This is a genomic window from Nocardia sp. NPDC050710, from assembly GCF_040654375.1.
Taxonomy (GTDB): Bacteria; Actinomycetota; Actinomycetes; order Mycobacteriales; family Mycobacteriaceae; genus Nocardia.
In genome coordinates, this window is record NZ_JBFAHV010000011.1 from 56240 (window position 1) to 74955 (window position 18716).

The following is an 18716-nucleotide window of genomic DNA, read 5'->3' on the forward strand; positions in this document are numbered from 1 at the left end:
CAGGTGCTGTGGCCGCTGCCGATGAGACGGTGGTCCTGCCGGAGGCCGTGGATGCGGTTGCCGAGGCAGGTGCTGTGGCCGCTGCCGATGAGACGGTGGTCCTGCCGGAGGCCGTGGATGCGGTTGCCGAGGCAGGTGCTGTGGCCGCTGCCGATGAGACGGCGGCCGAGCCGGACACCGCGGATGTGGCCGCCGAGGCGTCCGAGGACGCGACGGTGGCCCCCGTGGGCGACATCGAGTCCGCCGCGACCGAAGTGAACGCTGAGCCGGGCGCCGCGACCGTTGACGGTGGCACCGAGCCCGGTGCTACGACGGCTGTCGCCGACGCACCTGTCGACGCCGTTTCCGATGCGGAGGTGGTTGCCGAGGTTTCCGCGCCGGGTTCGGCTGAGGCGGCCCCCGAGTCGAATGCCGTGGGCACTGGCTCGAGCGTTGTAGACGATCGTTCGAATGCCGTTGTGGCCGAGTCGAAGGTGGAGCCCGCTGGTGCGGGGTCTACCGGTGGTGCGCCGGACGTCGTCGAGGAGTCGCGCGTCAGCGAGGTGGCGACCACCCCGGCCGAAGCGGTAGTCGAGCAGATTGCCGAGGCCGCCGACGACGGTATCGAGCAGGCGAGTGCGGCACCGGTTGCCGAGGGCTCGGCATCGGTGGATACCGCTGGGGAAGGGGCCGGAGCGGCTGGCCCGGACGCGAACCCGGCGGATGTGCGGATGTCCGGGTCCCCTGTCGTCGCGGAAGGTGACGAATCGGCTGTCGCGGAGCCGGAGGCCGAAGTGGCTGCGGCGGAATCGACTTCGGAGGATGTCGACGGCGCGGGCGAAGGCGCCGGTGCGGCCGCTGAGGCGGAGAACGAGGGCGGGCCGGGTTCCGCGGCACAGTCGGGGTTCGAGTCATCGCCACGAAGCTGAGCGACGCCGCCGATCCGTTCGGCACTTCGGCGCTGCGTACGGGTGTCCTTGCCGCCTGGCGTGATTCGCCGACCCGGTTGCGAGAGGATGCGGCCACCGAGGCGGATCTGGTCCGCGCGGGTTACCGCGACCGGCTGCTGACCGAGCTGGCGCAGAACGCCGCCGATGCCGCGGCGAAGGCGGGTGTCCCTGGTCGCCTGGTCGTCCGCTTGGACGGCCGCACCCTGCGCATCGCGAATACCGGTGCGCCACTGGACACCGAGGGCGTGCACGCCCTCACCGCACTGCGCGCCTCCGGTAAGGCGGATCCGGAGGCGACCGTCGGCCGCTTCGGTATCGGCTTCACCGCCGTCCTTTCGGTCAGCGATGACATCGAGCTCCGCTCCACCTCCGGCTCCCTCCTCTTCTCCCGCGCCCTGACCTGGGAAGCCCTGAGCGAGCACGCAATACGTCCTCCCGGTGGGATGCAGTCGGCTGCCTCGGATTTCGCTCCGCCCGTGCTGCGGCTGGTCTGGCCGAACGCGACACCACCCGCGGCGGAGGCCGATACCGAGGTGGTGCTGCGTCTGCGCGATGACGTGGACGCGGATGCCTTGATCGACGGTATGCGTGCCGAAGCCGTCGATCTGCTGTTGGAGCTGCCTGCCTTGCGGAGCATCCGGATCGCCGACGACGAGATCACCTCCACGGTGACCGATCTCGCGCACGGATTGCAGGAGCTCCGGGTGACGAGTCCGGGGCGGGAGCATCGGGTCTGGTGGCAGTACCGCACGGCGCGGGCGAGATGGCTGGTGCCGGTGCGCGACGGCAGGCCGGTCGCCGCCGCCCATGATGTATTGCGGGCGCCCACCCGCTCCGATGAGGAGCTGTCGTTACCCGCCCTGGTGATCGCCGATATCCCCATGCAACCGGATCGCAGGCGTCTGCTGCCCGGTGCCCGTATCTCCGAATTGGCGGTCGGGTACGCGGATTTCGCGAGAGCCCTGCCTCGCCCCGATCGGCTGGTGCTTGTCCCGGCCCCCGGATTCGCCCGCAGCGAGGCCGACGGCCTGCTCCGCGAGGCCATCCTGCGCGACTTGCAGACGCATACTTGGTTGCCGGTCGTCACCGCCGCTCCCGTCGCCGCGACCGAATCCCGTACCGGTGCGGATCCATTCGACTGGGATTTACCCACGCGCACCGCGGAATCGTCACCTGTCGACTCGCACCCGGCCCAACGACACCGCGCGGCCGATCCGCGGGCAACCCTCGAGGCGGGTGTTGTCGAACTGCCCACGCACGCTGCCGATTCGCCACAGGACGGGGTGATCAGTGCGGACGAAGAATCGGCGCGGGCCCTCGGCCGCATCGGTGCCGCCGCGAGTGGTAGTCCGGCCGACGAGCGGCGCTTCGAGGCCGAACTGCCGCTCCCCGGTGCCTCGGATGCGACGGCGGTCCCGACCCGGGCGAGCGTATTGCCCGGGCTGAGCTCGGATTTGGCGGAGTTGCTCGACGATGTGGTCGGGCCGCTGGTGATTCCGGAACTGTCCGCCAGGGCGCATACCGAGGCGCTGGCGGTGCTGGATGTGCATCGGCTGGGATTGGCGCGATTGGCGGAGCTCTCGGCCGGGTTGGAGCGGTCACCGGCGTGGTGGCGGGCGTTGTACGAGGCGCTGGAGTCGTTCGTGGTCGATCCGCTGTCCGCGGAGGAACTGGGTGCGCTGGCGGTGCCACTGGCCGACGGCAGGCTGGTCACCGGGCCGCGCACCGTCGTGCTCGGTGATCGGCTCGAGGTCGCGATTCCGCTGCACTGGGCGCGGCTGGTGCATCCGGAGGCGGCGCACCCGCTGCTGGCGCGGCTGGGGGCCCGCAGCGCCACCCCGGAGGATCTGCTGAACGATCCGGGTCTGCGGGCCGAACTGGAGGATCGTCCGGACGATCCGGATATCGCCGATGCCGTGCTCCGGCTGGCGGAGCGGGCGGATCCGCGGTCGCTGCCGCCGTGGCTCGGTCAGCTCGAATTGCCCGATGCCACTGGCGAATTGCGACCCGCCGACGAACTGTTGCTGCCGGAGGCGCCGCTGTACCCGCTGCTGACCGAGGATGCGCCGCTCGGCACCCTCGATCAGGATGTGGTGGACCGCTACGGCGCCGATGCGGTGAGAGCGGTCGGTGTCGGCTGGGATTTCAGCATCGTCGCCGACATCGATCCGACCGGCCCTGATCACCACCTGGATGACGAAGAGACCTGGTGGTCCACCCTGCCGGAGGATCCGCCGGAGCTGGCCGCGGTCCGCGATCTGGATCTGGTCGACGAGATCGCCTGGCCGGATGCCTTGTTGCAGTTGGTCTCCGAGCCGCGGACCCGCCGCCTGCTGACCGACCCGGACGGCTACACCGCGTGGTGGCTGCGCGCGCACGCCCGTGTCGACGGCATTCCGCTGGGGCTGTATCGCCATCCCGCCGATACCGAATTCGCCGGGCTGCTACCGGAATTCACCTTCGAGGGATTCACCCGCACCGATCTCGACGGCCTGCGCGCGGTTTTCGCGAATCCGGACGTCATCACCCCCGAGTTGGCGACGGCGCTGCTCGACGCCCTCGCCGATCCCGCGAAAACACCTGCTCCCGAGGTGGTTTCGCGTGCACACCACCGTCTGGCCGCCTCCGTCGCCGCCGAACACCTGGACCTCGCCGACCTCGATCTGCCGGAGCGGGTCCGCGCACTGTCCGGCGCGGTGGTCGACGCGGGCGATGCCATGGTGCTCGATCGCCCCTGGTTCGGCCTGGTGCTGCCACCGGATCGTCTGGTGCTCGGCGATATCGACACCGCGTCCGCTCTCGCGCGGTTACTGGATCTGCCGCTCGTCTCCGATTCCGTCACCGCCGAGGTGATCGGTACCGGCCGCCGCACCACCTGGTCCGCGGAGCCGCTCGGTGTCGTGCTGCGCCGAATCTTCGCGCTGCCACCGCAGGACGGCGATCTGGTGCTCCACGACGAGCTGCGCGTGCGACTGACCGGCGCGGTGACGGCCACGATCTCGGTGCCGTGGTGGCACGAGGGAAACACGACGCACGTGGGCGTGCCAAGGGCCCTTGACCACGCCTGAACGGTGTCCCGGATGGGTAGCCGCGCGCTACCCGGACGGTATCTACGTCGTCGAATAGCCCGCGAGCATCTCGCTCAGCAGGTCCAACTGCTGGCGTACCGCCTCGCTGTCGTTGTCGACCAGCCAGCGAAGCACCACTCCGTCGATGACATTGAGGGTGAACCGGCTCAGCGTCTGCACCGAGACCGCCCATTGGGTCGCGGTGGCATCGCGCGCGTGGTCGAGTATGTCGGCCACCGTGGAATCGTTGAACGCGTACTGCTCACGCGCGATGGCGAGTTTCGCGGGGGTCTGTTCCCCTTCGCGCAACGCATAAGTAGTGGTTTCGTAGGTGAGTAGTTGTCGTTCCGGTGTGGCCTCAATGTTGAGCCACATCAGTTCGAGTCCGGCGCGCACCAATTTTTGAAGTGCTTCTTTTCCACTTCCGACGTCTTGCCATACCGTTTCATTGGCGTCGACGGAATCGCGCAATTCCATCGATAGCGCCTTGACCAGCTCGGTCATCAGCGCGTCCTTATTTTCGAAACAGTAATGCACCACACCGAGTGAGACGCCTGCCGCCTGAGCCACATCGCGGGTGGTCACGCCTGCAACGCCCTTTTTTTCGGCAAGGCCGATGGCCGCCTCGATAAGGTGGGCCCGTCGTTCTTCGACGCTCAATCGGGAGGACACCTCAGGGAGTTAAGCGTCCGGGGCGCGCGCAGTCAATTCGCCGGGTCGAAAATCTCGCTCGTGGCGTGAACATCGGGCGGGGAAGGTGATGGAGAAGTATGTCCGTGGATGGGTCCGAGGGCGTCTCCGCTCCTGGACTGGACGATTGTCCAGTTGTGTGGTTCGCTGCCATCCAGACCTAAGGAGACGCGTATGCCTGTGTCACGCAGAACGGTTCTGGCCCGGACCGCGGTCGGTTCGGCCACACTGGCCACGGCCGCCGCGGCGGCCCTGCCCGGCGCGACCGCGGTATTCGGCGCGCCCGCCGCGGCCGCACCCGGCTCGGGCGGCTACCAGATCGGAATCGGCATCTCCGACATCACCGGTCCGGCCGCCGAATGCGGGATGATGGGCTATTCGCAGCTGGAACAGACCACCGCGGGTATTCACCTGCGCCCGCGCGTCAGGGCCTTCATCTTCGTCACGGGCGATCGGCGCATCGCCTATGTGGTGGCGGAGAACGGCATGATCTTCCAGTCCGTGCACCGCGGCGTGCTGCTCGAGCTGGCCCGTCGCTTCGGCGATTTGTATACCGAGCAGAACGTCATGCTCACCTCCACCCACTCACATGCCACCTGTGGCGGCTCCAGCCACGACTACGCCTACAACCTGTCCATTCTCGGTTTCCAGCAACAGGTTTACGACGCCGAGGTGCAGGGCATCGTGGAGGCGATCGAGGCGGCGCACGCCGATCTCGGCCCCGGATCGCTTGCCCTGGGCCGCGGTGAACTGCACGACGCGAGCGTGAACCGCTCCCGCGTCGCATTCGACCGCAACCCGCCCGCCGACAAGCAGTACTTCCCGGCGGGCATCGACCCGGCCGTGACCGCACTGTCGATTGTCAAGGGCGGCAGGCAGGTCGGCGCCATCACCTGGTTCGCCACGCACAACACCTCGATGAGCAATACCAACCGCTTGATCAGCGCGGATAACAAGGGCTACGCGTCCTACGCGCACGAGCATATGGAGCACGGCGTCCGATACCTGGACGGCCAACCGGACTTCATCGCCGCCTTCGCGCAGACCAACTCGGGCGATATGTCCCCGAACCTGAACCTGCGTCCAACCTCGGGACCGACCGAGGACGAGTTCGAGAACACCCGCATCATCGGCGAACGCCAGTACGGGGCCTCGAAAACCGCACTGGCGGGGGCGCGGTCGATCGGCGGCCCGGTCGACGCGCTGCTCTGCTATATCGACCTGGCCGATATCGCGGTGGACGGCCGTTTCACCCCCGACGGCCAACCGCGGCACACCGCTCCCGCCGCCGCGGGCGTCTCGCTGATCGCGGGCAGCGTGGAGGACGGTCCCGGTCTGCCCGGAATTCCCATCCCGGAGGGCGTGCGCAACCCATTCATCGACGCACTGGGCGACCCGAACGCGCCCGCGCCCGCCTGGCTCGCGGATGCCCAGGCGCCCAAGGCGATTATCGCGCCGCTGGGACTGCTGCCGCCGGTGCCATGGGTGCCGAGCGTGGTCCCGATCCAGATCATGCGGATCGGAGAGCTCTACCTCGCGGCGGCGGGCGGTGAGTTCACCATCGTCTCCGGCCTGCGCATCCGGCGCGCGATCGCCGCCGCCCTCGGCGTCGACCTGGAGCAGGTGCTCATGCAGGGCTACGCGAACGCCTACCACGAATATGTGACCACCCCGGAGGAATACGACACCCAGCAGTACGAGGGCGGGTCGACCCTGTTCGGCCGGTATACCCTTCCCGCGTATCTTCAGGAATTCACCCGTCTGGCAACGGCTTTCGCGGCTCGCCAGGCAGTGCCACGTGGTCCCGCCCCGCGCGATGTGTCGAATCTACAGCCGAATTTCGTGGCCGCGCCCGGCCCCGACGCCACCCCGCCCGGCCGCGGCTTCGGCGACGTGCTGACCCAACCCGCACCCTGGTACGGTCGCGGCGCCCAGGCGGCCGCCGAATTCGTCTCGGCGCACCCGAAACACCATCCGCGCCGTAACGGCACCTTCCTGGAGGTGCAGCGCCGCACCGCATCCGGGGACTGGGTGCGCGTCGCGAACGAGGGTGAATGGGCGGTGCGCTACTACTGGAGCAAGCGCGGCGCGGCCGCATCGGTGGCCAGGTTCACCTGGGATATCCCCGGCGACGCCGACACCGGTCGATACCGGTTCGTGCATTTCGCCGACAGCCTCGGCACGGACGGTGCGCTGCATCCGTTCACCGGGACCAGTGCGGAGTTCGAAGTGAGCTGAATCCAGGCGCGGGCTACAGCCCGGTCTGCGCGCCCTTATCACCGCGCCGCGCACCACGGCGCTGGATCAGGAAGATAGTCGTCCCGAGCAGGCCGACCACCAGGCCCATCAGGCATACCGGCAGCGCCGACTCCCAGCGCTCACCACTGGCCCACACCACCACCGTGGCGATCAACCACAGGGCGCTGCCGACCGCGAGCACGGGACGCGGATCGGTGAGGCGCGGCGGGATTTCCGGGACTTTCGGGGTCACGGCTTCAGCGTAGCGGCGAGAACAGCCGTCCCGCAGGGAGCGTGTCCCGTATCGTTTGCCTCTGTGACAACGCCATCGGATGTTCGAGCACTCGCCGGTGAGCTCTCGCTGGCGGTGGTTCGGCTGACGCGACATCTGCGGGGTCGCCGCGCCGACTCGCAGATCTCGCTGACTCAGCTCTCCGCGCTCGCCACCTTGAACCGGGAGGGCGCCATGACACCGGGCGCGCTGGCCGCCAAGGAACGCGTGCAACCGCCGTCGATGACCCGGGTGATCGCCTCGCTGACCGATCTGGACCTGGTCGAACGCAATCCGCATCCGACCGACGGACGTCAGATCATCGTCTCGCTCTCGCCCGCCGGTCGCGCCCTCATCGCCGATGAGACCAGCGCCCGTGAGGCCTGGATGACCGAGCAGCTCTCCACCCTGTCCGCCGATCAGCTGGTGGTGCTGACCCGCGCCGTCGGCATCATGAAGCAGATCGTCGCGGAATCGGAGTAATCGCCGACTACCGGCCCGCGAACGGCTGGTCGCTGGCGACGATGTCCTTGCCGAGCGGGAACAGCGATAGCGGGATGAATTTCAGGTTCGCCCAGCCGAACGGGATCCCGATGATCGACAGGAACAGCGGGATGCTGGTGAGCAGATGTCCGAGCGCCAGCCACCAACCGGCCAGGACGAACCAGATGATGTTGCCGATCAGCGACCCCGCGCCCGCCCCCGGTTTGTCCACGGTGGTCCGCCCGAACGGCCACAGTACATAGGCCGCGATCCGGAACGACGCGATGCCGAACGGGATCGGCACGATCAGGAAGAACAGTAGGAAGCAGATGATTCCCGCCACGATGTAGCCCAGCGCCATCCAGAACCCGGCGAAAATGAGCCAGAGGATGTTGAGGATCAGCTGAATCGGCTTCATACCGTCCAGCATGCCAGCCGACGCGAGGCACCGGCATCCTTTCCGTACCGGCGATCCGGCACCACCCGGGGCGTACCCGCGATGGTGCCGGTCGGCTCCGTGGAACTCCTCAGAAGAACCAGCCGAGCGCCGCGTCCTGCTCCGAGCCGAACGCCTCGTCCAGCGCGCGCAGCCGTGCGGGATCCTTGGCCTGTAGCCGGTTGGCCGCCGCGAAGGCCCGCGCCGGGTACGCGCCCAGGTACATGCCGGCAAGCACATCGATGCCGAGTTCGATGTCGGCGGCGCGGGTCGTCGGCACGCATTCGGCGACGCCGTTACGCACGATGAGTGCGAAGGTGCCGCCCGCGTCGCGGAAAGGATCGGAGACCGTGAGCACCACGTCCAGATCGCATCGGTAACCGCGGGCCGCGAGCGCGGCCGGCACGTCCATCAGGCGCAACCACAGCGCGTCGTAGCGGCTGGTGGTTCGCACCAGCCGGGAGTCGGTCAGCAGGTAGGGGAGCGCCTCGTTATCGCTGAGCACCGCCTCGACATGGGTGACGAGGTCCAGCCCGAGCACGGTGCGCCACAGCGCCGCGTACGCGTCGGCGGTCACCACTCGCATTTCGACCACCTCGACATCGACCTCGCGGCCGTGGTGGTGATAGCGGTACAGCACATACCCGTCCGGATGTACCAATGCGAAAAGGCTTGTGCCACCGCCACGCCAGTCGGCCGGTTCGTCGAATCGCTTCGCCCAGCTCGTCTCCGGTCGTACCTGCGCACCCGGTGTCAGCCTGCGCCACCGGTCGTAGATCGATCTGATCCGATCGGCCGCGGCGTCCAGCAAGACCATTTCCACGCCACCGGGATCCGGTGTGCTCGGCAGGAATTCGGCGAATCGCCGATCGATGCGGACCGCATTCTCGCGGATCGCCGGCCCGTACCCGAACCGCCCGTAGATGGTGGCCCGGCTCGCGGTGAATATCGTGATCGCGATGCCGTCCGCCTCGGTGCGCCGATGCTGCTCGGTGTACATGGCCCGCAGAATTCCGCGCCTGCGATGCGTCGGCGCGACCCCCACCCCGGCGATTCCGCAGGCCGGTACCGTCCGTTCGCCGGGCACCGTCAGCGTCATCCGCATGGAATTGGTGTGTCCGACGATCCGGTCGCCGTCGACGGCGACGAGCGCTCCACCGGGCGCGAATACCGGGGCGAGCCGGTCCTGCTCCGGCGGCTCGTAACCGAATCCGAACGAGGTGGCCAACAGCAGGCGAATCTCCTCCGCATCCGCTTCGGTGGCCGATCGGATCGTGATCCCGGGAACCACTGTCATCCGATGACCATCCCACGTCTCCGCCCACCCCCGCACCCGAATTTCCACCCGCGCCCGGCAGGATGTAGCCGTGGCCGAAGTGATCGATATCGACGACCCCGCCGATGGGAGGGTGGACGACTTTCGTGATCTCTCCTCCGCCGACCGCAGACCGGATCTGCCCGGGCGTAAGGGGCTGGTGATCGCGGAGGGCGTGGTTGTCGTGCAGCGGATGCTCGACTCGCGGTTCCGGCCCGGTGCGCTGCTCGGGTCGGGAAAGCGATATGAGCAATTGGCCGACGACCTGGTCGACGTCGATGTGCCGTACTACCGCGCCAGCGCCGAGGTGATGGCCGAGGTGGTGGGTTTTCACCTCAATCGAGGCGTACTGGCGGTGGCGCCGCGGCCGGCGGAGCTGAGTGTGGACGATGTGCTCGCGGGGGCACGCACGGTGGCCGTGCTCGAGGGCGTGAACGACCACGAGAATCTCGGTTCGATGTTCCGCAACGCGGCGGGGTTGGGTGCGGACGCGATCCTGTTCGGGGACCGGTGCGCGGACCCGTTGTACCGGCGGGCGGTGCGGGTATCGATGGGGCATGTGCTGCGGGTGCCGTTCGCGCAATTGCCGCAATGGCCCGCCGGACTGGAGCTGCTGCGGGACAAGGGGTTCCAGATCATCGCGCTGACCCCGGATCCGGCGGCGATGAACCTGGCCACCGCGATGACGGGGAAGCGGGTGGCGCTGCTGCTCGGCGCGGAGGGCCCCGGGCTCACCGAGGAGGCCATGGCGGCGACCGATATCCGGGCGCGGATCCCGATGTCGCCGGGCACCGATTCGCTCAATGTGGCGACGGCCGCCGCGATGGCGTTCTATGAACGGGTGCGGACGTCGTGAGTACGCGACGGGGCCGAGCAGCGAGGTGCGGTCGTGAGTGACAACGGGGCATATCAGCCCTACCAGAAGTATCCGGAATACCGGGATCCGACGCCGTGGGCCGCCGGTATCACCGTGGCGGTCATGGTCGCGCTGCTCACGGCCGTCGCGGTGTACGCGTTCGGCGATGCGCTGTCCCAGGTGCATCCGGTGCTCGCGGTCCTGGTCAATCTGGTTGCCGCGGGCGGCGCCGCGCCCACCGCCTGGCGTTGGCGGTCGACGCCGGTGACCCGGTGGGTGGTCGCGGGCGGCGCGGTGGGCGTGCTGCTGGCGTGGTTCGCGCTGATCGTCAGCGGGCTGTCCGCTCTCTAGGAAGGTCGCCGCGGTCGGCTAGGACACCCGGTCGCGTCCGCGTAGCCAGCCGAAGAGTCCGCGTCGCGATTTGCCGACGCCGTTCATATGCGTCTGCATGAGGTCGGGCGGTATCAGGTCGGCCGGATCCGGCGCCTGCCCCTTCGGATACAGCGTGAAACCGCAGACGGACAGATCGCCCGGCACGAGCGCGCCGTTCGTGGCCGGGACGCGGTAGTGGAATCCCAGCCATTCGCTATTGGCCGCGTCCGCGAAATCGGGCGGGTCGAAGGGCAGCGTCTGCGGGTCCGGCAGTTCGCCCGGCTGCCAGCGCACCGGACGCTCACCGGCCCAGTAGGGTCGTTCCCACACCAGCGGCAGCCCCTCGTCCTCCAGAATGTTCACCCGGGTGGAGCTGAAGGAACGCCGGAATTCGCCACGCTCCCAGTGCGCGAACGCGCCCCAGCCGTATGCCGTATCGAATGCGATCAGATAGGTGTGCTCCGAGGCCAGCGGCCGGACCAGCAATTCCGGCAGCGCGGTTGGATGCACCTGCGCGGCCTGGGTCGTACACACCACGGTGACACCGGGATAGCAGCCGATATACACCTCGTCCCGGTCCGGCCCCGCGCAACCGCCGAGCGTACCCACCATGATGGGCACCACATCGTGATCGGCGTAGAGCTGCTTCGCCAGTGCCAGTGCGGCTTCCGGGTCGGAGTCGTGGTCAGCGCGGAGCACCGACAGTGGGTCGGATGCGTCGACGTACCAGAGGGACGAAGCTTTGGACAGCATTTCCGGCACCTCCCGAATGGTTGCACGAAATGGCTCCGCGAACTTCGAGCAACTCCCAGTGGCGTCGAATACTCTCGGCGACCGCGAACTGCCCGACGCCGACCCTCACAGGCGACGTCACAGTAAAAATCTACTCGCCCCGAGTCGTAAACGACGGCGCTTCCGCCACCGAACACGCCAAAGGGCCCCAGAAATTCGTGGCCGACTGCTTCCCAGCTACCCCTCGTGGTCGTCAGCAAACTTGATCATGGTCCGGATCGGGTTGCACCACACCCGCGATCCGGGAAGGTCACCGTCCGGGCCGCTCTGAGCTCGCGGCGCCGGACCCGATATTCGCCGAACCGGAAGACGCCCCACACGCAACCGATTTCGCACGTGGGTAACTCGTCCAGGTCGACCAACGCACCACCGAGTCCGCGCCTCGCGGAAGCGGCGCGGCGAATCAGTGACCGGAGCTACGCACCCCGAGCAGCACGTCCTCCCAGGACGGCATCGGCGCTTTGCCCCGCTTGGTGCGGTTGGTCTTCGCGGGCGCGGGCTTGGCGTTGCCCGGCTTCACGGGTTCCTCGGCCTCCGCCGGCGATGTCGAGGATGCGGCGGGAGTGGCCGGGCCGGTGGGCGCGGCGGGAGTGGTAGGCGCGGTGCCGCCCGCGGTCGGAGCGGAACCGGTGCCCGCGGTCGGTGTGGCGGTGGTGCTCGCGGCCGGAATGGCCGCGGCGGTACCACCTGCCGCGGGAATCGCGGCGGAGCTACCACCCGCGGCGGGAATCGCGGCGGAGCTACCACCCGCGCCCACGGCGCGCTGTTCGTAGAACTCGTCCAGGGCCGGCTGCGTCTGCCGCGCCGCGGGGCGCGTGGGCGGGGTGACGGTCTCCTTGGTCGGGCGGGGCGCTTCGACGGGTGGTTCCGGCGCGACCGGCGCCTCGATCTCGGCCTGCGCGGGCAGGATTGTCGCGAGCCCGCGTAGTGCGCGACCGAAGTCCGGATCGATCAGATCGGAGGCGGGATCGTCGAGCGGGGAGACCGAGCCGCCGTGCGCGTCCGGCTGATAGCGCCAATGCGCGGCGATCTCGGAACGTCCGTTCTGCCACTGCAACTGGGCGACCCAGAAGCCCTTCTCGTCCTTCCAGGCGTCCCACTCGGCGTTCTCGAGGGTGTGTCCGCGTTCGGTGAAGGCGGCGGTGACGATGTCGATGAGGGTTTCGACGGCGGGACCGTCGGCGCGCACCGGGTGCGCCTTCTGCGCCAGTTCGGCGGCGCGAGCCCGCTCCAGCAAGACCGGGTAGGCGAAGCGCTCCACCCGGCTGGACGGCATCCCCGATTCCTCGGTGACCTGTTCCACGGAGGCGCCGGCGCGGATACGAGCCTGGATATCGCGAGGACGCATAGTTGCTTCCATTTCGATCTCTATCTGGCCGAATCGGGCAAGGTCTCCGCGGGCCGCGGCTCGAAGTTTGTCGTCGGCGGGCAGCCGGTATTTGTTGCCGGTCTCGGTGTCGATACACACGATGTGCGTGGAGTCGGGCGTCACCCCGATCACTCGAAGTTCACGCACCGTTACCTCCTTATCGCGTCGGCTCGCGACACCGCCCACTCTTTCGAAACAGTAGTGCACAGTTGATGATCTCGAGGCAAGACACGCGGGCCGAAAATCTGCCAATTATGCGCCGCACCCGCTAATCTGCTGTGTTCGATCGAGAGCGCCTGCCGCGCTGCGGGTTCGCGATCGGCTACCGCCACCTGGACGCGAGCCGGGCCGCGAACGGCGCTCGTAGAGCTCGTACCCGTGGGCACGAGTCCGGAGCTGTGTTCGCGGCCCGGAGTTGCTGTGGTGTCGCTGGTATCAGCCCAACTTCTCGACGACCCAGTCGATGCTGCGGATCAGCTGGCTGACGTCCTCGGGATCGATGGCCGGGAACATGCCGATGCGCAGCTGGTTGCGGCCCAGCTTGCGATAGGGCTCGGTGTCGACGATCCCGTTGGCGCGCAGCACCTTCGCCACCGCGGCCGCGTCCACCGAATCGGCGAAGTCGATGGTGCCGACCACCTGCGAGCGGTGTGCCGGATCCGTGACGTACGGCGTGGCGTACTCGCTCGACTCGGCCCACGAGTACAGCCGCGACGAGGAATCCAGCGTCCGCTTGACCGCCCAGTCCAGGCCGCCGTTGCCGTTCAGCCACTCGATCTGGTCGGCGAAGAGCAGCAGGGTGGCCAGCGCCGGGGTGTTGTAGGTCTGGTCCTTGGTGCTGTTGTCGATCGCGATCGGCAGCGACAGGAATTCCGGGGTCCAGCGACCCGAGGCCTTGATCTCCTCGACCCGGGCCAGCGCGGCCGGGCTCATCAGCGCCACCCACAGACCACCATCGGCGGCGAAGCACTTCTGCGGGGCGAAGTAGTAGACGTCGGCATCGGTGATGTTCACCGGCAGGCCGCCCGCGCCGGAGGTGGCGTCGATGGCGATCAGCGCATCACCCGAACCGGCCGGACGCTGCACCGGAATGGAGACACCCGTGGAGGTTTCGTTATGCGCCCAGCCGATGAGGTCGACGGACGGATCGGCCACCGGATCCGGCGCGCTGCCCGGCTCGGACGAGACCACGATCGGGTCGCCGATGAACGGGTTGCCCTTGGCGACCGCGGCGAATTTGCTCGAGAATTCGCCGTTGGTGAGGTGCAGCGAACGCTCGCGGATCAGGCCGAAGGCGGCGGCATCCCAGAACGCGGTGGTGCCACCGTTGCCGAGCACCACCTCGTAGCCGTCCGGCAGCGCGAACAGTTCACGCAGGCCCTTGCGCACCCGCGCCACCACATCCTTGACGGGCTTCTGCCGGTGGGAGGTTCCGAACACCGAGGCGCCGACATTTACCAGAGACTGCAACTGCTCCGGTCGCACCTTGGAGGGGCCACAGCCGAATCGTCCGTCGGCGGGCTTGAGGTCGTCGGGAATCGTCGGGAACGCAGTGGTCATGGGCAACAGGGTAAAGCGTGCCGGACCTGCGGGTTCGAGCGGGTCACCGGCAGTTGCGCGGGTGTTGCCCGATCCGGCCGCGGCGTCGGCTCCGCGGCGGCGGGGCCGATGTCGTCCGGATAGGGTGCGGGGCCAGCGCCTTCCCGTCGGCGCAGCGGGTTGCCCGCCGGGTGCTCCGCGGGTTCGGCGGCCCGGTGTGGGCCGCTGATCGATTATCCGGCGCGGAATGCCTGTGTTTGTTTTCACAGCCGAATCCCGGTGCCCGCCGCCGCGCGGTGTCGTAGTGCCGGGCCTTGCGAATGCCGGTTCGGCACACCCGCATTACGTCCGCGACTCGATTCCGGCCGTCGCGAGAATCATTCCGAGACGGTATTGATGTGGCGTGGGCCACAGTGCCGCTAACGTTAGCTGCCATGAACGGACGCAACGGGCGAGTCATGGCACAGCACGCTCGGTGCGAGGCGCGGGCATGAGTATCGCGTCGGCGGGCTCGGGCTGGCTGCTGCGGGCGCGGCGGCCACGGAACTTCGGCCTCCGGACCGGATCGCTATCCGGCGACGCGAGGCGCGAGCTACTCATCCACGGCACCGCCGGTACGGCGGCGATCCTCGGCGTACGGCCACGCCGCAACGAACCGGGCCATACCTTCTGGATTCGGGTACTTATCGACGACGCGCCGCCGTACGAGACCCGGATCGTCCAGCGGGTCGGCGGCGAAGACCTGGAATGGATGCAGCCGGGCGATGTGGTCTGCTGCCGGGTCGACCCCGGCGACCGGGACCGGCTGGTCCTGTACGTGCCGGATGCCGAGGAGGCGACCGGGGTGAGCATCGCGAAGATTCTCGCCGACGGCCGCCGCGCCGACGCCACCGTACTGGCCGCGGCCCCGGTGGCCGCCGACTACGTCGGCCGCGATGCCCCAGTGCTGCGCCTCGACCTCGAACTGCGCGCCTGGGACGAGCCCAAGCCATGGCGAGTGCGCCTGATCCAACCGGTCCCGCTGGCCGCCCTAGCCCTGGTCGACCTGGGCCAGCACCTGGAGGTCGCCTTCTTCACCGTCGACCGCGGCGCCTCGGTCGCCATCGACTGGGCCGCCTCGCTGGGCGAGGAATAGCGGAACATCAGATCTGCACGAAGGTGAAGCCCGCGGCGCGCAGGGCGGGCAGCGCCGCCATCATGCCCGCGCCCGTGCCGGACCCGGGCCGGTGCAGGTGGGCGAGAACAATCGAGCCGGGCGCGGCGGCTTTCATACTCGACTGGACCCGGCTCGCGGCGGCGGTGGCGCCGTGGTCGGCGTTGACGGTGTAGCCGACCGGGGTTTCGCCCAATTCGGTGGCGATGGCGACGGCCACATCGTCGTAATGCGCGGTGCCCGTGCGGAAGAAGCGCGGGGGTTTACCGGTCAGTTCGGTGAGCCGGACGTGATTGACCCACACCTCGTCGGCGGCCTCCCACGCGGAGGTGGTGCCCGCGATGCCGTAGGCGGCCCGGCCGTTCACCGACAATGGTTTATGCGCCACGCCGTGATTGGCGAGTTCGAACAGTGGATTGCCCGAAAGCTGTGCCACCCGGGCCGGATTGGCGTCAATCCAGCGTTTGTTGAGGAACAGCGTCGCCGGAATCTGCTGGATGACAAGAAAATCCACCAGCGATTGGTCGATGTCGTTATTGCCGTGCCCGCCGCAGGCATCGAAGGTCAGCGCGATCTGCTTACCGGTCGCGGCGAACGAACTGGTGATGCCTGGCATTTCCACACCCCACAGCCGGGGCTGCGCGCCGGCGTGCCGGGCGGCCACGGTGGCGGGCGTCGAAACCGGCGCCTGCGCCGGGACGGCAGCCGTCACGGGCGCCGCCGTCGCCGGGGCTGCCGTCGCTCGGGATGTTGTCGCCGCAACTGCGGTGGTGCTCGTTCCGGCGATCGAATTCCCGTGATCGGTGCCGCAGCCACCGGCGAATCCGCTGACCACAGCGGCGCCGATGCCGAGCAGCCCTCGCCGTGATATCCCTTTGTCCAGCACCCCTCGGACCTTCGTCATCCAGCGTTGTCGCGATGCTACGTGCGGATGACCTGGCGGGAAACCTTTCCCGACGGTCGCGTGCGGGCCGCCCGAGCGGTCGGACGGGCCCGGAAACGAAACGAGCCGGGCACCCGCGACGGGATGGATATCCCGCCGGAGTGCCCGGCTCGGTATGCCTCGAGGCTGTTACTTGTGGGAAATGCTCGCCCAGCCGCCGACCTCTTCCGGGCGCCGCGGCCCGGGGCCGGTGTAGATCGCGGCGGGGCGCACCAGCTTGCCCAGCTGCTTCTGCTCCAGAATGTGCGCGCACCAGCCCGCGGTGCGACCACAGGTGAACATGGCGGGCATCATATGCGCGGGCACCTCGGCGAAGTCCAGGATCACCGCGGCCCAGAACTCGACATTGGTCTCGATCGCGCGGTCCGGGCGACGCTCACGCAGTTCGGCCAGCGCCGCCTGCTCCAGCGCGGCCGCCACCTCGAAGCGCGGGGCGTCCAAGCGCTTGGCGGTGGCACGCAGCACGCGGGCGCGCGGGTCCTCGGCCCGGTACACCCGGTGCCCGAAGCCCATCAGCTTCTCCTTGCGGTCCAGGATGCCCTTGACCAGAGCCCGCGCATCGCCGGACTTCTCGACAGCCTCGATCATCGGGAGCACGCGCGCGGGCGCCCCGCCGTGCAGCGGGCCGGACATGGCGCCGATCGCGCCGGAGAGCGAGGCCGCGACATCGGCGCCGGTGGAGGCGATGACGCGGGCGGTGAAGGTGGAGGCGTTCATGCCGTGCTCGGCGGCCGAGACCCAGTAGGCGTCGATGGCCTCGGTGTGCTTGGGGTCCGGGTCACCCTTCCAGCGGGTCATGAACCGCTCGGTGACCGTGGTGCACTCGTCGATCTTCTTCTGCGGCACCGCGGGCTGGTAGATGCCGCGTGCGGATTGCGCGACGTAGGACAGCGCCATCACCGAGGCACGGGCGAGGTTCTCGCGGGCGGTCTCGTCATCGATATCGAGCAGCGGCTGGTAGCCCCAGATCGGGGCGAGCATGGCCAGACCGGCCTGCACGTCGACGCGCACGTCCCCCGTGTGCACCGGCAGCGGGAAGGGCTCGGCGGGCGGCAGGCCCCTGCCGAACTCGCCGTCGACCAACAGCGCCCACACGTCACCGAAGGTCACCTGGCCGCCGACCAGGTCCTCGATGTCGACGCCGCGGTAGCGCAGCGCGCCGCCGTCCTTATCCGGTTCGGCGATGTCGGTGGTGAATGCCACCACGCCCTCGAGGCCGCTGACGAAATCGCTCGGTACGGCGGCCTGACCGCCGGAAACCGCGGGGCTGGTAGTCATGTTGTGACTCTCCTTGCACTTCGGGTCGCATGGTTCTCGTCGTTGGCGACTGCTTGCAGGTCGCTCGAAACGACGCCGCCAGCGACTGCTTGCAGGTCGCTCGAAACAACACAGCTGAGGATGCCGCTCGCCGAGCACATGCCGATCACCAAAACCTTAACCCGCTGCTACCCCGGAGTAACGTCTGGCCCATGCGTGACCTGGACAATTCACCTCTCGGTCAGGAAACGGCCGACCTCTCCGTGACCAGCGATCTGGCTGCCATGCGCGTCGACTACGGCGCCGCTCATTTCGGTAGCGGCGAGGACACCGATCTGGACGAACACTGGCTGGCCGGTGGCTGGGAACCACTGCTGCGTTACTGGATCGAGCAGGCGACGGCCGTCGGCATCCCGGAGCCGAACGCCATGGTGCTCGCCACCGTGTCGATGGAAGGCGGCACCCCGCGACCGGTCGCCCGGACCGTGCTGTGCAAGGGACTCTCGCCCGACGGTGTGACTTTCTACACGAATTACGACTCTGCCAAGGGGACTCAACTGACCGGTGTCCCGTTCGCCGCGGCCACCTTCGTTTGGCCCGCGCTCGGCAGGCAGGTGCATGTGCGCGGTCCGGTCGAGCTGGTGCCGATCGAGGTCACGACCGTGTACTGGCGCTCCCGCCCCAGGGAGTCCCAGCTCTCGGCCTGGGCATCGCACCAGTCTGTTCCCATCGGATCGCGGGCCGAGCTGGACCGGATGTTGGCCGAGACCACCGCGCGCTTCGCCGAGGTCGACGAGATCCCGGTGCCGCCACACTGGGGCGGCTACCTGATACGACCCGACGAGGTCGAGTTCTGGCAGGGCAGGCGGGGCAGGCTGCACAACCGGATCCGGGTGCGCATCGCCGACGGCGAGCAGACCGTCGACCGACTACAGCCGTGAGGCGGGCACAGAATCGTGACGAATCCAACGCTGTTGTGTCGCTGACCGATTCACTACGCTGCCG

The 18716-nt window shown here is 68.5% G+C and carries 16 protein-coding genes and 1 pseudogene; 8 read left to right on the forward strand and 9 right to left on the reverse strand.

Annotation, left to right across the window (positions count from 1 at the left end):
• A pseudogene (locus AB0H61_RS20245) lies at nt 1–908 on the forward strand (hypothetical protein); the annotation flags it as partial.
• A 77-nt stretch (nt 909–985) separates the two neighbouring features.
• Nucleotides 986–3997 carry an ATP-binding protein gene (locus tag AB0H61_RS20250; protein WP_357306634.1) on the forward strand — a complete coding sequence of 1004 codons (3012 nt, stop codon included), beginning with the start codon at nt 986–988 and terminating at the stop codon, nt 3995–3997.
• 42 nt (nt 3998–4039) lie between these two features.
• Here the strand turns inward: AB0H61_RS20250 and AB0H61_RS20255 are convergent, their stop codons facing one another.
• Nucleotides 4040–4657, reverse strand: a complete 618-nt coding sequence (locus tag AB0H61_RS20255) for a TetR/AcrR family transcriptional regulator (protein WP_357306636.1) — start codon at nt 4655–4657, stop codon at nt 4040–4042.
• A gap of 204 nt (nt 4658–4861) precedes the next feature.
• Between AB0H61_RS20255 and AB0H61_RS20260 the strand changes: the two genes are divergently transcribed.
• Nucleotides 4862–6925 (forward strand): neutral/alkaline ceramidase, encoded by a 2064-nt coding sequence (locus AB0H61_RS20260; RefSeq protein WP_357306639.1) that lies wholly within the window; start codon nt 4862–4864, stop codon nt 6923–6925.
• Nucleotides 6926–6938: 13 nt separating this feature from the next.
• Here AB0H61_RS20260 and AB0H61_RS20265 read toward each other — a convergent pair whose 3' ends face one another.
• The gene (locus tag AB0H61_RS20265; protein WP_357306641.1) at nt 6939–7178 is read right to left on the reverse strand and encodes a DUF2530 domain-containing protein; all 240 of its coding nucleotides are present in this window, start codon (nt 7176–7178) and stop codon (nt 6939–6941) included.
• 63 nt (nt 7179–7241) lie between these two features.
• On the opposite strand from AB0H61_RS20265, the gene AB0H61_RS20270 reads away from it, so the two are divergent.
• Nucleotides 7242–7679, forward strand: coding sequence for a MarR family transcriptional regulator (locus tag AB0H61_RS20270; RefSeq protein ID WP_357306644.1), 438 nt, complete (start codon nt 7242–7244; stop codon nt 7677–7679).
• A gap of 7 nt (nt 7680–7686) precedes the next feature.
• Here AB0H61_RS20270 and AB0H61_RS20275 read toward each other — a convergent pair whose 3' ends face one another.
• Together AB0H61_RS20275 and AB0H61_RS20280 are read right to left on the reverse strand one after the other, a co-directional pair.
• Nucleotides 7687–8097: a YccF domain-containing protein gene (locus tag AB0H61_RS20275; protein WP_357306646.1), complete on the reverse strand. Its 411-nt coding sequence runs from the start codon at nt 8095–8097 to the stop codon at nt 7687–7689.
• A gap of 109 nt (nt 8098–8206) precedes the next feature.
• Nucleotides 8207–9412 carry a GNAT family N-acetyltransferase gene (locus AB0H61_RS20280; RefSeq protein ID WP_357306649.1) on the reverse strand — a complete coding sequence of 402 codons (1206 nt, stop codon included), beginning with the start codon at nt 9410–9412 and terminating at the stop codon, nt 8207–8209.
• A 70-nt stretch (nt 9413–9482) separates the two neighbouring features.
• Here AB0H61_RS20280 and AB0H61_RS20285 point away from each other — a divergent pair, with 70 nt between their 5' ends.
• Together AB0H61_RS20285 and AB0H61_RS20290 are read left to right on the forward strand one after the other, a co-directional pair.
• Entirely contained in the window at nt 9483–10286 is an 804-nt protein-coding gene (locus AB0H61_RS20285; RefSeq protein WP_357306652.1) for an RNA methyltransferase, read from the forward strand.
• Nucleotides 10287–10319: 33 nt separating this feature from the next.
• Entirely contained in the window at nt 10320–10637 is a 318-nt protein-coding gene (locus AB0H61_RS20290; RefSeq protein WP_357306655.1) for a DUF2537 domain-containing protein, read from the forward strand.
• 18 nt (nt 10638–10655) lie between these two features.
• Here the strand turns inward: AB0H61_RS20290 and AB0H61_RS20295 are convergent, their stop codons facing one another.
• The 3 genes from AB0H61_RS20295 to serC all read right to left on the reverse strand — a co-directional run bounded on the left by AB0H61_RS20295 (nt 10656) and on the right by serC (nt 14379).
• Nucleotides 10656–11411 (reverse strand): hypothetical protein, encoded by a 756-nt coding sequence (locus AB0H61_RS20295; RefSeq protein WP_357306657.1) that lies wholly within the window; start codon nt 11409–11411, stop codon nt 10656–10658.
• 442 nt (nt 11412–11853) lie between these two features.
• Nucleotides 11854–12966 carry a septation protein SepH gene (sepH, locus tag AB0H61_RS20300; RefSeq protein WP_357306660.1) on the reverse strand — a complete coding sequence of 371 codons (1113 nt, stop codon included), beginning with the start codon at nt 12964–12966 and terminating at the stop codon, nt 11854–11856.
• 288 nt (nt 12967–13254) lie between these two features.
• Nucleotides 13255–14379, reverse strand: a complete 1125-nt coding sequence (gene serC, locus AB0H61_RS20305; RefSeq protein WP_357306662.1) for a phosphoserine transaminase — start codon at nt 14377–14379, stop codon at nt 13255–13257.
• Between the two features lie 469 nt (nt 14380–14848).
• Between serC and AB0H61_RS20310 the strand changes: the two genes are divergently transcribed.
• Entirely contained in the window at nt 14849–15493 is a 645-nt protein-coding gene (locus tag AB0H61_RS20310; protein WP_357306665.1) for a hypothetical protein, read from the forward strand.
• Between the two features lie 7 nt (nt 15494–15500).
• Here the strand turns inward: AB0H61_RS20310 and AB0H61_RS20315 are convergent, their stop codons facing one another.
• Together AB0H61_RS20315 and AB0H61_RS20320 are read right to left on the reverse strand one after the other, a co-directional pair.
• Nucleotides 15501–16415 carry a polysaccharide deacetylase family protein gene (locus tag AB0H61_RS20315; RefSeq protein WP_357306668.1) on the reverse strand — a complete coding sequence of 305 codons (915 nt, stop codon included), beginning with the start codon at nt 16413–16415 and terminating at the stop codon, nt 15501–15503.
• Nucleotides 16416–16583: 168 nt separating this feature from the next.
• Nucleotides 16584–17732 carry a citrate synthase 2 gene (locus tag AB0H61_RS20320; protein ID WP_357306670.1) on the reverse strand — a complete coding sequence of 383 codons (1149 nt, stop codon included), beginning with the start codon at nt 17730–17732 and terminating at the stop codon, nt 16584–16586.
• Nucleotides 17733–17923: 191 nt separating this feature from the next.
• Between AB0H61_RS20320 and pdxH the strand changes: the two genes are divergently transcribed.
• Entirely contained in the window at nt 17924–18652 is a 729-nt protein-coding gene (gene pdxH / locus AB0H61_RS20325; RefSeq protein ID WP_357306673.1) for a pyridoxamine 5'-phosphate oxidase, read from the forward strand.
• Nucleotides 18653–18716: the final 64 nt, after the last annotated feature.

Coding starts and splice junctions, on each gene's coding strand:
- AB0H61_RS20260 (WP_357306639.1), top strand. CDS start 4,862: ATGCCTGTGTCACGCAGAACGGTTCTGGCCCGGACCGCGGTCGGTTCG.
- AB0H61_RS20275 (WP_357306646.1), bottom strand. CDS start 8,097: ATGAAGCCGATTCAGCTGATCCTCAACATCCTCTGGCTCATTTTCGCC.
- AB0H61_RS20280 (WP_357306649.1), bottom strand. CDS start 9,412: ATGACAGTGGTTCCCGGGATCACGATCCGATCGGCCACCGAAGCGGAT.
- AB0H61_RS20295 (WP_357306657.1), bottom strand. CDS start 11,411: ATGCTGTCCAAAGCTTCGTCCCTCTGGTACGTCGACGCATCCGACCCA.
- serC (WP_357306662.1), bottom strand. CDS start 14,379: ATGACCACTGCGTTCCCGACGATTCCCGACGACCTCAAGCCCGCCGAC.
- AB0H61_RS20310 (WP_357306665.1), top strand. CDS start 14,849: ATGAGTATCGCGTCGGCGGGCTCGGGCTGGCTGCTGCGGGCGCGGCGG.
- AB0H61_RS20315 (WP_357306668.1), bottom strand. CDS start 16,415: ATGACGAAGGTCCGAGGGGTGCTGGACAAAGGGATATCACGGCGAGGG.
- AB0H61_RS20320 (WP_357306670.1), bottom strand. CDS start 17,732: ATGACTACCAGCCCCGCGGTTTCCGGCGGTCAGGCCGCCGTACCGAGC.
- pdxH (WP_357306673.1), top strand. CDS start 17,924: ATGCGTGACCTGGACAATTCACCTCTCGGTCAGGAAACGGCCGACCTC.